Origin of the sequence: Microbulbifer sp. YPW16 (assembly GCF_021290385.1) — a bacterium.
In the GTDB taxonomy this organism is placed as follows: domain Bacteria; phylum Pseudomonadota; class Gammaproteobacteria; order Pseudomonadales; family Cellvibrionaceae; genus Microbulbifer; species Microbulbifer zhoushanensis.
In genome coordinates this window covers 2,517,078-2,530,253 of record NZ_CP089928.1, presented here as the reverse complement: position 1 = coordinate 2,530,253, position 13,176 = coordinate 2,517,078, and the positions used below count along the sequence as shown (strand labels likewise).

The following is a 13,176-nucleotide window of genomic DNA, read 5'->3' as shown; positions in this document are numbered from 1 at the left end:
GCGGCCGCGGCCGCGAGCCAAACTCAATAATATGAAAATTGTCATTCTCGGCGCCGGCCAGGTGGGAGGCTCACTGGCGGAAAGCCTGGCTTCCGAACGCAACGATATTGTGCTGGTGGACAGCGACGAGAAAACCCTGCGCGAGTTACGCGACCGCATCGATATCGGCATTGTCGCCGGCCACGCCTCGCATCCCGATATCCTGCAGGAAGCCGGAATCGAGGATGCCGACATCCTGGTGGCGGTCACCAACAACGACGAAACCAATATGGCCGCGTGCCAGATTGCCCACTCGCTGTTCCGCGTGCCCACCAAGATTGCCCGGGTGCGCGCCGCCGCCTACCTGCAGTACCCGCAACTGTTCGACCCCCAGTCGATTCCCATCGACGTGCTGATCAGCCCCGAGCAACTGGTATCCGAGTATATTGCCCGGCTGATGGAGCACCCCGGTGCGCTGCAGGTGCTGGATTTCGCCGGTGGCCGCGTACAGCTGGTGGCGGTACGGGCGATCCAGGGCGGGCCGCTGGTGGGCCACCAGCTGCGCTACCTGCGCCAGCATATGCCCAAGGTGGATACCCGCGTGGCGGCCATCTACCGCCGCAACAGCCCCATCATTCCCCAGGGTGACACCGTCATCGAGGCCGGTGACGAGGTGTTCTTTATTGCCGCCCGCGCCGACATTCGCGCGGTGATGAGTGAGCTGCGGCGCCTCGAGCACGGTTACAAGCGCGTAACCATTGCCGGCGGCGGCAATATCGGCCTGCGCCTGGCGCACAAGCTGGAGAACCGGTACACGGTCAAGATCATCGAGCAGAGCCACGAGCGCTGCATCTACCTGTCGGAAGAGCTCTCCAACAGCATCATCCTGCACGGCAGCGCCTCGGACCAGGACCTGTTGCTGGAGGAAAATATCGAGGACACGGATGTTTTCCTCGCGCTCACCAACGATGACGAGGCCAATATCATGTCGTCGCTGCTGGCCAAGCGACTGGGGGCGCGCAAGGTAATGACCCTGATCAACAACCGCGCCTATGTCGAGCTGGTGCAGGGCGGTGAGATCGATATCGCCATCTCGCCGCAGCAGAACACCATCGGCAGCCTGCTGACCCATGTGCGCCGGGGCGATATGGTCAACGTGCATTCTCTGCGCCGTGGCGCCGCCGAGGCCATCGAGGTGATCGCCCACGGCGACAAGCGCACCTCCAAGGTGGTGGGCCGCAAGATCGAGGACATCGACCTGCCGGAGGGGGCCGCCATCGGCGCCATCGTGCGTGAGCGGGATCACGGCAGCGAGGTGCTGATTGCCCATGACGACGTGGTGGTGGAGACCGATGACCACGTCATCGTTTTCCTGGTGGACCGTCGCCACACGCGCCATGTGGAGCAGTTGTTCCAGGTGGGATTCAGTTTTTTCTAGGTTTTTATTTTGTAGGAGCGGCCCATGGCCGCGATCAGGGGCGCCATCGCCCTGCGCTTTTCGCGGCCATGGGCCGCTCCTACCAAAACATATTCAATAACAGGCTGATAGGCGCCGATGCGAATTGCAGTAATTGCGCGAGTTTTCGGGATCCTGCTGACGGTATTCAGCCTGACGCTGTTGCCGCCCATCGGCGTGTCCCTGTGGTATGAAGACGGCACCCATACCGCCTTCAGCATCGCCTTCGCCATCACGCTGATTACCGGCCTGTTCATGTGGCTGCCGGTACACGACCTGCGCCAGGAGATGCGCACCCGTGACGGCTTTGTGGTGACCTCGCTTTTCTGGCTGGTACTGGGCAGCTTCGGTTCCCTGCCCCTGATTATCAGCCCGCAACCCAACCTGGGTATCACCGACTCAATTTTCGAGTCGCTGTCCGGGCTCACCACCACCGGCGCCACGGTGATCACCGGGCTGGACAGCCTGCCGCCAGCGATCCTCTACTACCGGCAACAACTGCAGTGGTTTGGCGGTATCGGGGTGATCGTGATCGCACTGGCGATCCTGCCGATGCTGGGTATCGGCGGCATGCAGCTGTATAAGGCGGAGACACCCGGACCGGTCAAGGATACCAAGCTGACGCCACGGATCGCCGAGACGGCACGGGCGTTGTTTGTGATTTACATTATCCTCACCGTGCTCTGCGGCCTCGGCTACTGGTGGGCCGGCATGACGGTGTTTGATGCGGTGGGCCATGCGTTTTCCACCGTGGCCAACGGCGGTTTCTCCACCCACGACGCCAGCATGGGCTTCTACGCCAACAACCATGCCATCATGGCGATCTGTATCTTTTTCATGTTCACCGCGGCAATCAACTTCGGCCTACACTTCTTCGCCTTCCGCAATCGCACCCTGGGCCATTACTGGCGGGATTCCGAGTTTCGCTTCTGGGTGACCCTGACCCTCTGCTCCGCGGTGTTGATCAGCCTTTACCTCTATTGGCTGGGGATTTTTTCTCCCGGCAGCAGCTTCCTGCACGGTTTCTTCCAGGTGGTTTCCATTGGTACCACGGCCGGTTTCGCCTCGGAAAACTTCTCCGCCTGGCCGGCCTTCCTGCCCTATGTGTTATTGATGCTGGGGATTCTCGGCGCCTGTGCCGGCTCCACCTGCGGGGGCATCAAGGCGGTACGCGGTATGCTGATCATGAAATCGGGTATGCGCGAACTGAACCGGCTGGTACACGCCAACGCGGTGGTGCCGATCAAGGTCAACGGCAAGATCGTACCGGACCGGGTGACCGATGCCGTGTGGGGATTTTTTGCGGTTTATATCCTGTCGTTTTTTGTGCTGACAATTATCGTGATGGCCACCGGTGAGAATTTTGTCACCTCTTTTTCAACCGTGGCCTCCTGCCTCAGCAATATCGGCCCGGCACTGGGGGATGCAGCCGCGCACTATGGGTCGGTCAATGAGGTGGCCAAGTGGTTCCTGATCCTGGCAATGCTGATGGGCCGGCTGGAAATCTTTACCCTGCTGGTATTACTGACCCCGGCTTTCTGGCGTCACTGACACAACGTTGCGCCCGGCCCGGGTAATAGTTCCGCTGCGGCCGCGACAATTACCAGGCCCGTGGCCGTGATTCGGTTACCGTCGCTATTCGAAAGTATCGTGGGTACCGACGATAATCTGTGCGTAACGGGGCAGGAAGGTGACCAGCACCCAGGCTTCCAGCAGGCAACCGAAGGCACTCGCAGCCTGGATAGAGCGGCCAAAGAAGTTTCCGGTGTGGGTATAGTGCGGCGTCCACTCCAGTGCCACCGGCTGGGCGAAGCCCAGGCCGAGTACCAGGAAGGCAACCAGGGTTGCCACCTTGGGTACCAGCCTGGGGGCAACCTTGAACGGCCGCTTTAGCCAGCCCATCAATACCGGGAAAACACTGAGTTGAAGGGTGTAACGGATAATCACCAGCCACACGAACAGGGCCAGCACGGAACTCAGTTGCCAGATCAGTGGCATCAGGCAGAGCACAAAAAGTTTGTCCGCTACCGGGTCCAGCATTGCCCCAAGATGGGAATGCCAGCCACAGCGCCGGGCTAACTGGCCGTCCAGTAAATCCGTCAGGGCACCAACCATAAAGGCCGCCAGTGCAGCCTCGGCATATTGGTTCAGTGACAACCAGATAATGACCGGAATCAACAGGATGCGCAGGGCGGAGAGAAGATTGGGCACATGGCGCCAGGGAGTCGTTGCTGGTGTCTCTGTCATGGTTTAGTAATCGCGCCGCCTTGCGCGGGGGGAAATGTTGTTTATGTGGCAAGGTTTGCTGGGGATCCTGGTATTTACCGCGATCCCGATTTTACTGAGTGAAAATCGCCGTGCGATATCGCCGCGCATGATTGTCGCCTGCCTGGCGCTGCAGTTCGCCATCGCCTGGGTGATGCTGCGGGTCACCTGGGTACAGGACCTGCTGCTGGGCCTCAACAGTGCAGTCAAGGTACTGGAGCAGGCGGCACTGGCCGGCAGCAGTTACATGTTCGGTTACCTGGGCGGTGCGGAGCTGCCGTTCGAGGCCGACGGCCCCGGCACCTCGTTTATTATCGCCTTCCAGGTATTGCCCATCGTACTGTTGATGAGTGCCCTTTCCGCCATCCTGTTCTACTGGGGCATTCTACAGAAAATCATCGGCGGGCTCGGCTTCCTGCTGCAGAAGGCCCTGCGCCTGGATGGCCTGCAGACCTTCAGCGTCGCCGCCAGTGTCTTCTTCGGTATTGTCGAGGCGCCTCTGCTGGTACGCCCCTATTTCGAATCCATGTCCCGCTCTACCCTGTTCCTGCTGATTACCGCCGCCATGTCCACGGTCGCGGGGACCGTCATGGTGTTATACGCCAGCCAGCTGGATGGGATCATCGCCAACCCGGCCGGGCATATCCTGGTGGCATCGCTGGTCAGCATGCCCGCGGCTGTACTGTTCGCGCAGCTGTGGGTCCCACCCGCCGACCGCGAGCAGCACCATATCCCCCCGGTGCGCAGCGAGGCCCAGAGCACCCTCGACGCGCTGGTGCGCGGCACCGAGGACGGCGTCAGGCTGCTGCTGAATATCATCGGTATGATTATGGTGCTGTTTGCGCTGATCTACCTGGTCAATGCGCTGCTGGGTGCGCTGTTCGGTGAGGGGGTCACGCTCGAGTACCTGGCTTCCTTCCTCTTCCACCCGATCGTGTGGCTGATGGGTGTGGACAGTGCCGACCTGGGCCAGGCAGCGGAGCTGATGAGCATCAAACTGATCTTCAATGAGTTTGTTGCCTACCAGCGCATCGCCGAGCTGGGTCCCGGCGCCCTGTCGCCACACAGCTACCTGGTGCTGGTATACGCCATCTGCGGTTTTGCCAATTTTGCCAGCCTGGGCCTGGTGGTGGGTACCATTTCCACCATCGTGCCCGGGCGTACCGCGGAGGTGGCCTACCTGGCCACCCGGGCTCTGTTCGCCGGCCTGCTGGCCACCTGCATGACGGGTACGGTGGTGGGACTGCTACACGGCGGCTGACGGGGCGCTGGATGCCGGCTTGCCCGCGCGCCGGCGTGAAAGCAGCAACCACACCAGCGGCAGGGCCGCCAGCTGCACCAGCAGTGCCAACACCTCGCGCAGCCCCAGCCCGGTTGCCCCGGCCAGGTGCCACAGCGGCCAGCTCATCCCCAGCAGTGCCGGGACCAGCGCCGCCCCCAGCAACAGGGGGGTATTGCCCGCAGGCATACGCACTATCAATAGTGCCACCGGCGACCAGAGCAGCATATTGATCACCAGGTCCTGCAACCCGACCAGGGGATAGAACCAGGCAGTGCCGGCCAGGTCGGCGAGCATCCACTGGAACAGGGGGTTGATACCGGGCAGCAGGCCCCAGACAAGGGCGGCCACAGTGGCGACCACCAGCCCCAGCGCCGACAGCAGGGCCATCTGCGCCAGAAGCAGTTTGCGGGAGGAGTCTTCAGTCATGGCTGGCGGCACTCTTGTCAGTCGAGAGCACCAGCATAGCGGGTTATGCAGCCAGTCGGGCGCAGTGGGCCTCAGGGCTTGCGATAGATGGCGCTCTTTCCCTCGGGCTGGCGGCGAAAGCGCTTGTACTCCCACTGGTACTGCTCGGGTGCCTCGCCAATACAGGCCTCCACACCACGATTCATTGCCGCCAGTGAGACCTTCTGTTCGTCGCTGTAAATGGCCTGCTCTGCGGGCAGCAATACCAGCTCAAAGCCGTCATCCACCCGCTTGCCGAAACCGAACACACAGCGGCAACCGGTGCGCTGCAGCAGGTTGTGGGCCAGGGTCATGGTGAGGGCCGGGCGTCCAAAGAAGGGGGCGAAGTCGCCGCCACTGTCGGGCTCCTGGTCCGGCAGCACCATCACAATTTCACCGGCCTTCAAGGCCTTGAGCAGCGCCCGCACGCCGCGGATATCCGTCGGCATCAGCCTCGCACCGGTGGCCTCGCGGGCGCCGCGAATCACCGGGTCCAGGGCAGCCAGCTTGGGCGGGGCATACAGGGCGGTGGCCGGCCCCAGGGTTGCCAGGTACATGCCGAAGATCTCCCAGTTGCCGATATGCGGGATCAGCACCAGTACGCCGCGTTCCTCATCCACCTCGTCGGTAAGGAGCTGCTGGTTGCGCACCCGGATAATCTGGTCCTCGCTGCGGCTCCAGGGCTGCTGCCAGACCGTGGCCACCTCGAAACCGGTCATGGCGGTGTGTACCACGCTCTGCCGCGCCAGCCGCTCGCGCTCACGGGCGTCCATGGCCGGGTAACAGCGCTCCAGGTTGATACGGGTCAGGCGCAGTGTCTCGCCGCGGGTCAAAACCGCGAGCCAGCCCACCACACGGCCGAGCCGGCGCGACCAGCGCAACGGCAGACGGCCAACCAGCTTCAGGGTGAATAGCGCCAACCGGCCCTTGATATCCAAGACAACAACTTCCTCTGCCAGTTACACGAACATGGAACCGCGGGCCCGCGGCCCTGTCCCTCCATTATGGTGATTGATTGCGGTGCCGGGGCCGCGCACCCTGCCCCACGGGTTTAGTGCGCTCCCCGCTACCGCTATAATTGCGACCCTTTGCCCGCGCTCGCGGCCGGGCCCCAGTGCGGGGCCGCCACGCGGGCCGCACATAACACATATCCGGAGATAGCGGTGTCCAAGCAATACGACCTAAGCACTTTCCAGGGGCTGATCTTTGCCCTGCAGGATTACTGGGCGCGCCAGGGGTGCGTCATTCTACAGCCTCTGGATATGGAAGTGGGTGCGGGCACCTTCCACCCGGCCACTTTCCTGCGCGCTATCGGCCCTGAAACCTGGAATGCCGCCTACGTGCAGCCCTGCCGCCGCCCCACCGACGGTCGCTATGGGGACAACCCCAACCGCCTGCAACACTACTACCAGTACCAGGTGGTGATGAAGCCGTCCCCGGACAATATCCAGGAGCTGTACCTGGACAGCCTGCGCGCCATGGGTGTGGACCCGGCCATCCACGATATCCGCTTTGTCGAGGATAACTGGGAATCCCCCACCCTGGGTGCCTGGGGCCTGGGCTGGGAGGTGTGGCTGAACGGTATGGAAGTGACCCAGTTCACCTATTTCCAGCAGGTGGGCGGCCTGGAGTGCTACCCGGTAACTGGCGAGATCACCTATGGCCTCGAGCGCATCGCCATGTACCTGCAGAACGTCGAGTCCATCTACGACCTGGTGTGGACCCGCAACCCGGACGGCAGCCCGGTGACCTATGGCGATGTGTTCCACCAGAACGAAGTGGAGATGTCCCACTACAACTTCGAGCACGCGGATGTGGAGTTCCTGTTCAACACCTTCGATCACTGCGAGCGCGAGAGCCAACGCATGATCGAGCTGGGCCTGCCGCTGCCTGCCTATGAACAGGTGATGAAGGCATCCCACGCCTTCAACCTGCTGGATGCGCGTCACGCCATCTCGGTAACCGAGCGCCAGCGCTACATCCTGCGCGTGCGCACCCTGGCCCGCGCCGTGGCGCAGGCGTATTACGATGCGCGCCGCGCACTGGGCTTTCCGCTGGCCGCGGAAGCCATTCGCAAAGAGATTCTGGCGGAGCAGCCGGAACAGCAGTCCGAACAAGAGGAGAAGCAGTAATGGCGCAGGATTTTCTGGTAGAGCTGGGCACCGAGGAACTGCCGCCGACCGCACTGCACACCCTGATGGAGGCTTTTGCCGCAGGGATTAAACAGGGCCTTGAGGGTGCCGAATTGGAGTTCGGCGAAGTGAAGGCCTACGCCGCACCGCGCCGGCTGGCCGTGTCCGTCACCGGCCTGGCCGGGCGCCAGCGGGACAAGCAGATCGAGAAGCTGGGCCCGGCAGTGAAAGCCGCCTTCGACAAGGATGGCAAGCCCAGCAAGGCCGCCGAGGGCTTCGCCCGCAGCAATGGCGTCACCGTGGACCAGCTGTCCCGCAAGGACACCGACAAGGGCGAGCGCCTGGCCTTTGTCAGCGAACAGAAAGGGGCCGACACCGTGAGCCTGCTGCCCGGCATCGTCGAGAAATCGCTGGCCCAGCTGCCGATTCCCAAGCGGATGCGCTGGGGTGCCCGCCGCGAGGAGTTTGTGCGCCCGGTTCACTGGCTGCTGATGCTGTTCGGCAACGCCGTGGTTGAAGGCGAAGTGCTCGGCCTCAGGGCCGGCAATACCAGCCGAGGCCACCGTTTCCACTGCGATCGCGAGCTGGAAGTGCACTCCCCGCAGGATTATGTCCAGCAGTTGCGCGACCCCGGGCACGTAGTGGTGGATTTCGCCGAGCGCCGCGAGATGATCCGCGACCAGGTCACCGCCGAGGCCCATAACGTCAACGGTGAGGCGGTGATCGACGACGACCTGCTGGATGAAGTCACCGCGCTGGTGGAATGGCCGGTGGCGCTCACTGGCCGCTTCGAGGAACGCTTCCTGGACGTCCCGGCGGAAGCCCTGATTTCCTCCATGAAGGAACACCAGAAATACTTCCACGTGGTGGACGGTGATGGCCAGTTGCTGCCGTTCTTCGTCACCGTGGCCAATATCGAGAGCCAGGACCCGAAGCAGGTCATCGAGGGTAACGAGCGGGTGATCCGCCCGCGCCTGTCCGATGCCGCCTTCTTCTTCGATACCGACAAGAAGACCAGCCTCGAGGCCCGCCGCGAAAAACTCAAGCAGGTGATCTTCCAGCAGAAGCTGGGCACCATCTATGACAAGACCGAGCGACTTGCCGTACTCGCGCCGAAAATCGCCGCCGCCATCGGCGCCGACGAGAGCCAGGCCGAGCGCGCCGCCAAGTTGTGCAAGTCGGACCTGGTCACCGAGATGGTATTCGAGTTTGCCGACCTGCAGGGTGTGGCGGGCTACTACTATGCCGAGAACGATGGCGAGCCACTGGACGTGGCCAAGTCCATGTATGAACAGTACATGCCCAAGTTCGCCGGCGACGAGCTGCCCAAGAGTGAAACCGGGACTGTGCTGGCCCTGGCAGACCGCCTGGATACCCTGGTGGGTATTTTCGGCATTGGCCAACCGCCCAGTGGTTCCCGCGATCCCTTCGCCCTGCGCCGTGCCAGCCTCGGGGTGATTCGCCTGCTGGTGGAGAAGAAACTGGACCTGGACCTGCGTACCCTGCTGGAGCTGGCCCGCGACAATTATCCGCGCACTGCCCTGGGCGAATACAACACGGTGGTGGAACAGGCCCTCGCCTATATGCTCGAGCGCTTCCGCGCCCGCTATGAGGACCAGGGGATTCCCGCCGAGGTCTTTATGGCGGTAGCCGCGCGCAAACTGTCCCGTCCGCTCGATATCGACAACCGGGTGCACGCGGTGCACACCTTCAGCCAGTTGCCGGAAGCCGCTGCTCTCGCCGCGGCCAACAAGCGGGTATCCAATATACTCGCCAAGCTGGATGGCCCGGTGCCCGCCTCCGTGAACGAGGAGCTGCTGCAGGAAGATGCGGAAAAAGCCCTCTACGCAGCGGTCCGGGACGCCCAGGAACAGGTGCAACCGCTGTACGCTGCAGCCATGTTTACCGATGGCCTGGCCGGACTGTCCGGCCTGCGGGAAACGGTCGACAGCTTCTTCGACAACGTCATGGTAATGGCGGAAGACGAGCAGCTGCGGGACAACCGACTGGCACTGCTGGCGCAGTTGCGCGCGCTGTTCCTGGAAGTTGCCGATATTTCCCTGCTGGCACCGGCCAAATAACCCAGGCCAAATAACTCTGGCCCGCAAACCAGGGGCGCCCGCCAGTAGGCAGGCGCCCCCGGTGGCGCAACCGGATCTGGACTATGACCATCATCGTACTCGACCGGGACGGGGTGATTAACCGGGAAGTGGAAGGTGGCTGCCGCAGTGCCCACGACTGGACACCCCTGCCCGGCAGCATCGAAGCAATGGCCGAACTCTCCCGGGCCGGTTACCAGCTCGCCATCGCCACCAACCAGCCCGGCCTGGCCCGCGGCTGGTTTGACCTGGATGACCTGGAGGCCATGCACGCCAAAATGCGCGCACTGGTGGAGGATGCCGGCGGCGAGGTGGCGGCTATCTTTTACTGCCCCCATGACGATGCCGACAGCTGCCGCTGTCGCAAGCCCGCCACTGGCCTGCTGGATGTGATCGAGGCGGAGTTCGATACCAGCCTGCACGACTGCTACTTCGTCGGGGACCGGCTACGTGACCTGCAGGCCGCCGTGGGCAAAGGATGCAAACCGGTCCTGGTGCGCACCGGCTGTGGTGAGGAAACACTGCAGCAACTGGTGAGCAATCCCGATGAAGGACTGGTGGAAACCATCCTGTTCGAGAACCTGGCACAATTTGCCGATTTCTTGCTGCAATAGTATTTCCTGGCCGTGCACTCTGCTGCGCCTTGCCCACGAGCTGGACACGGCACATCGATCAGAAACCTTTCCCGCTCGCCTTTATCTGCAAGTATCGAAATGGTTATGGATATTTTTGGCCGTTTCGATACTGCGTAGCCGACCCGATACCAGGTATCTGAGTATTTATCAGGGCCCTTCCCGCAGCACACCCTCACAGACCAGCCCGCGATCGTCACCCAGGTGAACCCTATAACGTTCACTGCCATGGGCCACCGTAACGACAAAGCCATCGAAGGTACCGGGCAGGTAGCGGCGCCCGGGTTTGGGGCAGCCGAGGCTGGAATCGGTCCAGGTCCGTGCCTCGACGGAAAGAACCGCAAGGCGGTCAGCACGGATATCCAGGTGATCGGCCGCGATGGCGATCGCCCGCTGGCCGGCTTCGTCAGCGGGTGCGGATGGCTGTTCGGCGCGGGCAATGGCCACTTGCAGCAGGAACACAGCCAGGCCGGCAATGGCGAGTGTGGATCGCATGCGCATTTCCTCCGGGATCGGTGTTTACAATGTAGGTTCCCCTGGAGGGATCTGGTAGCGCCAGCGGATTGTTCAACCCGATTGCGGCTGACGCGGGGGTATTTTTACCGGGCATAAAAAAGGCCGCGACAATGTCGCGGCCTTTCCTGAATCATGTCCTGCTCTCTTGGATCAGAACACGTACTTCACACCCACGATCGCGGTGCGCGGTTTGTTGGCGCGGGCACCATCCGGGCTGCGGCTGATGATCTCCTGCTCGTCCAGCAGGTTATCGACTTTCAGGTAGCCGCTCAGGTCCTGGCTGAAGTCGTAATGTGCCGCCGCGTCCAGCACCCAGAGGGAACCAGTGTAATCGTATTGATTGGTACCACCACGGTTGCAGTCGCTGTTCACGCACATCTCATCCTGGAATGCCGCGGTCAGGTTCACCCGCCAGTTGGCGCCACTGTCGATACCGGTACTGAGGGCAAAGACATTTTCCGGCAGGTAGGCCAGGTTGTCTCCGGCGAGGATGGCGCCATCGTCGCTGTCCTCGGTAGTCTCGGCATCGGTGTAGGTATAGGTCGCGCGCAGCGGGACAATCCAGCCGTTTGCAAGTGCCCACTCACTGCCAATGGCGGCCTCGAGGCCCTGAATCTCCGCTTCGCCCAGGCTGAAGGTACCGCTGTCGGCGCCATCCGGGCAGGGTACCGCCACGGAGCAGTTCTGCACGGTGTTCTCATAATCGCTGTAGAAGGCAATCAGCTCACCGTTCAGGTTGCCGTTATCGAAACGCGCGCCCCACTCGTAGTTAGTAGACAGCTCGGCACCCACGCCGTCCTTCGAACCGGCACCGGGAGGGGCGAAACCGCGATGGACACCGGCCAGCAGGCTCCACTGCTGATTGACGTCGTAAACCAGGCCCACGCCCGGCAGCCACTCGTCCACCTCGTTGGAGCGATAGCCGCCCTCGAGGTTGCGCTCGACATCATCGTAGCGCTGCTGTTCGGTGCTGATGTCCTCGTAACGCAGGGCCGCGGTGAGGGTCAGGTCTTCCGCCAGGGCGATGTCGTCATAAATAAAGAGAGAGGTCGCGTCGGCTTCTTCCACCCGGTTATTACCGCCTGTGGGGAGTTCTTTCTCCACAAAGGACAGGTTGCCATTCACCTGGTTGTAGAGCTCCACGGGCTGGAAACGGTCCACCTCGTCCCAGTGACGGCGCACCCCGAAGTCCAGGTCGTGGGCGATGGCGCCTGTGGTCAGCTGCCAGTTAGCACTTACTTGCAACCCGCGGGAGTCATACTTGCGGTTGTTGTGCTTGACCTCCAGTCCATCGAAATCGGCGTCGCCATCCAGGATGGCCTGCGCCAGGGTATCACCACCGTTGGCAGCGTCGATCAGGTCACCGGCGTTGTCGGCCTTGAACCAGTCGCGCTTGAACTTGTTGTAGTAAGCCTGCGTGTGGACAGTGAAGCTCTCGTTCAGCGCGATGCTGTGATTCAGCTGTACCGTGCTGTGGCGGTTCTGCATCTCATCCAGGGCGGTGAGGCCGTAGCGGCGGTTGGGGTCCGCGGCAAAATCTGCGTCGGTCAGGCCCACGTAACTCATGCCCGACAGTTCTTCCGAGTACTGCAGCTTGATATCCAGCTGCTGCTGGTAGGCGGCGCTGGCGTCGGACTTGATACGGCCCTTCACCAGGTAATCCTCTTTCTGGATATCCGCGGAACCGGCGCGATCGATTTCGCGGAAGCCATCGGCGTATTGCTGGTGGGTCTCCACCAGGAAACCGGTGGTTTCGGTGCTGCTTCCGTAATAGGTATGCAGGCGGTTTTCGCCGTTCTCACCGGCTTCAACTTTCACGACGCCGGTGGTGGCCTCGGGAATCGGGGTGCTGAGCATATTCACCGCGCCACCCACGGTGAAGGGACCGTACTTGAGGGTGCCCGGGCCCTTCAGGACCTCAATGCCGTTGAGTCGGCCGGCGGTGGGAAAGTAATAGGCGGAAGGCGCCGCGTAGGGGGCCGGGGCCGCCAGTACACCGTCTTCCATCAGCGAGATCTTGCCCGAGCGGCCACTGCCGGAACCGCGGATACCCAGGTTGGGGCGCAGGCCGTAGCCGTCTTCCTCGCGCAGGTAGACACCGGGCACGCCGCGCACGATGCGGTTGATATCCACAAACTCAAACTTCGCCAGTTCTTCTGCGTCCACCAGGTGGGCGGAACCGGGCAGGGTCTTGGCCGACTCGCTGTCGCCAATCACTGACAGGGTTTCCAGAGTGGGTGCGCCCTCCTCAGCAAGGGCAGGTACAGAGAGAGAAGTAGCCAGGGCCAATGCCAGTGGCGACAGGACAAAGCGGGTCATGCATCCTCCATGGACGGTAACGCGTTATTGAATTGAATTTGTTAATGAGAAT

At 62.2% G+C, this 13,176-nt stretch carries 11 protein-coding genes; 6 read left to right on the top strand and 5 right to left on the bottom strand.

What is annotated here, in order from left to right; genetic code table 11:
• Positions 1–31 precede the first annotated feature (31 nt).
• Together trkA and LVE68_RS10860 are read left to right on the top strand one after the other, a co-directional pair.
• The gene (gene trkA / locus LVE68_RS10865; RefSeq protein WP_232940364.1) at positions 32–1,417 is read left to right on the top strand and encodes a Trk system potassium transporter TrkA; all 1,386 of its coding nucleotides are present in this window, start codon (positions 32–34) and stop codon (positions 1,415–1,417) included.
• A 117-nt stretch (positions 1,418–1,534) separates the two neighbouring features.
• The gene (locus LVE68_RS10860) at positions 1,535–2,986 is read left to right on the top strand and encodes a TrkH family potassium uptake protein (RefSeq protein ID WP_232940363.1); all 1,452 of its coding nucleotides are present in this window, start codon (positions 1,535–1,537) and stop codon (positions 2,984–2,986) included.
• A gap of 84 nt (positions 2,987–3,070) precedes the next feature.
• Here LVE68_RS10860 and LVE68_RS10855 read toward each other — a convergent pair whose 3' ends face one another.
• A complete protein-coding gene (locus LVE68_RS10855) occupies positions 3,071–3,682 on the bottom strand; it encodes a CDP-alcohol phosphatidyltransferase family protein (protein WP_232940362.1) in 612 nt (203 codons plus the stop codon).
• A gap of 43 nt (positions 3,683–3,725) precedes the next feature.
• Between LVE68_RS10855 and LVE68_RS10850 the strand changes: the two genes are divergently transcribed.
• Positions 3,726–4,961, top strand: a complete 1,236-nt coding sequence (locus tag LVE68_RS10850; protein ID WP_232940361.1) for a NupC/NupG family nucleoside CNT transporter — start codon at positions 3,726–3,728, stop codon at positions 4,959–4,961.
• Here LVE68_RS10850 and LVE68_RS10845 read toward each other — a convergent pair.
• Together LVE68_RS10845 and LVE68_RS10840 are read right to left on the bottom strand one after the other, a co-directional pair.
• On the bottom strand, positions 4,947–5,408 hold the full coding sequence (locus tag LVE68_RS10845) for a hypothetical protein (protein ID WP_232940360.1): 462 nt from the start codon (positions 5,406–5,408) through the stop codon (positions 4,947–4,949). The genes LVE68_RS10850 and LVE68_RS10845 overlap by 15 nt on opposite strands.
• 71 nt (positions 5,409–5,479) lie before the next feature.
• On the bottom strand, positions 5,480–6,364 hold the full coding sequence (locus tag LVE68_RS10840) for a lysophospholipid acyltransferase family protein (RefSeq protein ID WP_232940359.1): 885 nt from the start codon (positions 6,362–6,364) through the stop codon (positions 5,480–5,482).
• Positions 6,365–6,589: 225 nt separating this feature from the next.
• Here LVE68_RS10840 and glyQ point away from each other — a divergent pair, with 225 nt between their 5' ends.
• From glyQ to gmhB, 3 genes are all read left to right on the top strand, one after another.
• Complete coding sequence (gene glyQ / locus LVE68_RS10835; protein WP_232940358.1) at positions 6,590–7,558, top strand: glycine--tRNA ligase subunit alpha; 969 nt, start codon at positions 6,590–6,592, stop codon at positions 7,556–7,558.
• Positions 7,558–9,639 carry a glycine--tRNA ligase subunit beta gene (glyS, locus tag LVE68_RS10830; RefSeq protein ID WP_232940357.1) on the top strand — a complete coding sequence of 694 codons (2,082 nt, stop codon included), beginning with the start codon at positions 7,558–7,560 and terminating at the stop codon, positions 9,637–9,639. Before glyQ ends, glyS begins: the two co-directional genes overlap by 1 nt.
• Positions 9,640–9,722: 83 nt before the next feature.
• On the top strand, positions 9,723–10,271 hold the full coding sequence (gene gmhB, locus LVE68_RS10825; protein WP_232940356.1) for a D-glycero-beta-D-manno-heptose 1,7-bisphosphate 7-phosphatase: 549 nt from the start codon (positions 9,723–9,725) through the stop codon (positions 10,269–10,271).
• A 168-nt stretch (positions 10,272–10,439) separates the two neighbouring features.
• On the opposite strand, the gene LVE68_RS10820 is transcribed toward gmhB, so the two are convergent.
• Together LVE68_RS10820 and LVE68_RS10815 are read right to left on the bottom strand one after the other, a co-directional pair.
• Positions 10,440–10,784 (bottom strand): hypothetical protein, encoded by a 345-nt coding sequence (locus tag LVE68_RS10820; RefSeq protein WP_232940355.1) that lies wholly within the window; start codon positions 10,782–10,784, stop codon positions 10,440–10,442.
• 171 nt (positions 10,785–10,955) lie between these two features.
• On the bottom strand, positions 10,956–13,124 hold the full coding sequence (locus LVE68_RS10815; protein ID WP_232940354.1) for a TonB-dependent receptor family protein: 2,169 nt from the start codon (positions 13,122–13,124) through the stop codon (positions 10,956–10,958).
• Positions 13,125–13,176 lie beyond the last annotated feature (52 nt).

Excerpts from the sequence above, each read along its gene's own strand:
- LVE68_RS10815 (WP_232940354.1), bottom strand. The coding sequence starts at position 13,124 with ATGACCCGCTTTGTCCTGTCGCCACTGGCATTGGCCCTGGCTACTTCT.
- LVE68_RS10855 (WP_232940362.1), bottom strand. The coding sequence starts at position 3,682 with ATGACAGAGACACCAGCAACGACTCCCTGGCGCCATGTGCCCAATCTT.
- LVE68_RS10850 (WP_232940361.1), top strand. The coding sequence starts at position 3,726 with ATGTGGCAAGGTTTGCTGGGGATCCTGGTATTTACCGCGATCCCGATT.
- gmhB (WP_232940356.1), top strand. The coding sequence starts at position 9,723 with ATGACCATCATCGTACTCGACCGGGACGGGGTGATTAACCGGGAAGTG.
- glyS (WP_232940357.1), top strand. The coding sequence starts at position 7,558 with ATGGCGCAGGATTTTCTGGTAGAGCTGGGCACCGAGGAACTGCCGCCG.
- LVE68_RS10860 (WP_232940363.1), top strand. The coding sequence starts at position 1,535 with ATGCGAATTGCAGTAATTGCGCGAGTTTTCGGGATCCTGCTGACGGTA.
- trkA (WP_232940364.1), top strand. The coding sequence starts at position 32 with ATGAAAATTGTCATTCTCGGCGCCGGCCAGGTGGGAGGCTCACTGGCG.
- LVE68_RS10845 (WP_232940360.1), bottom strand. The coding sequence starts at position 5,408 with ATGACTGAAGACTCCTCCCGCAAACTGCTTCTGGCGCAGATGGCCCTG.
- LVE68_RS10820 (WP_232940355.1), bottom strand. The coding sequence starts at position 10,784 with ATGCGATCCACACTCGCCATTGCCGGCCTGGCTGTGTTCCTGCTGCAA.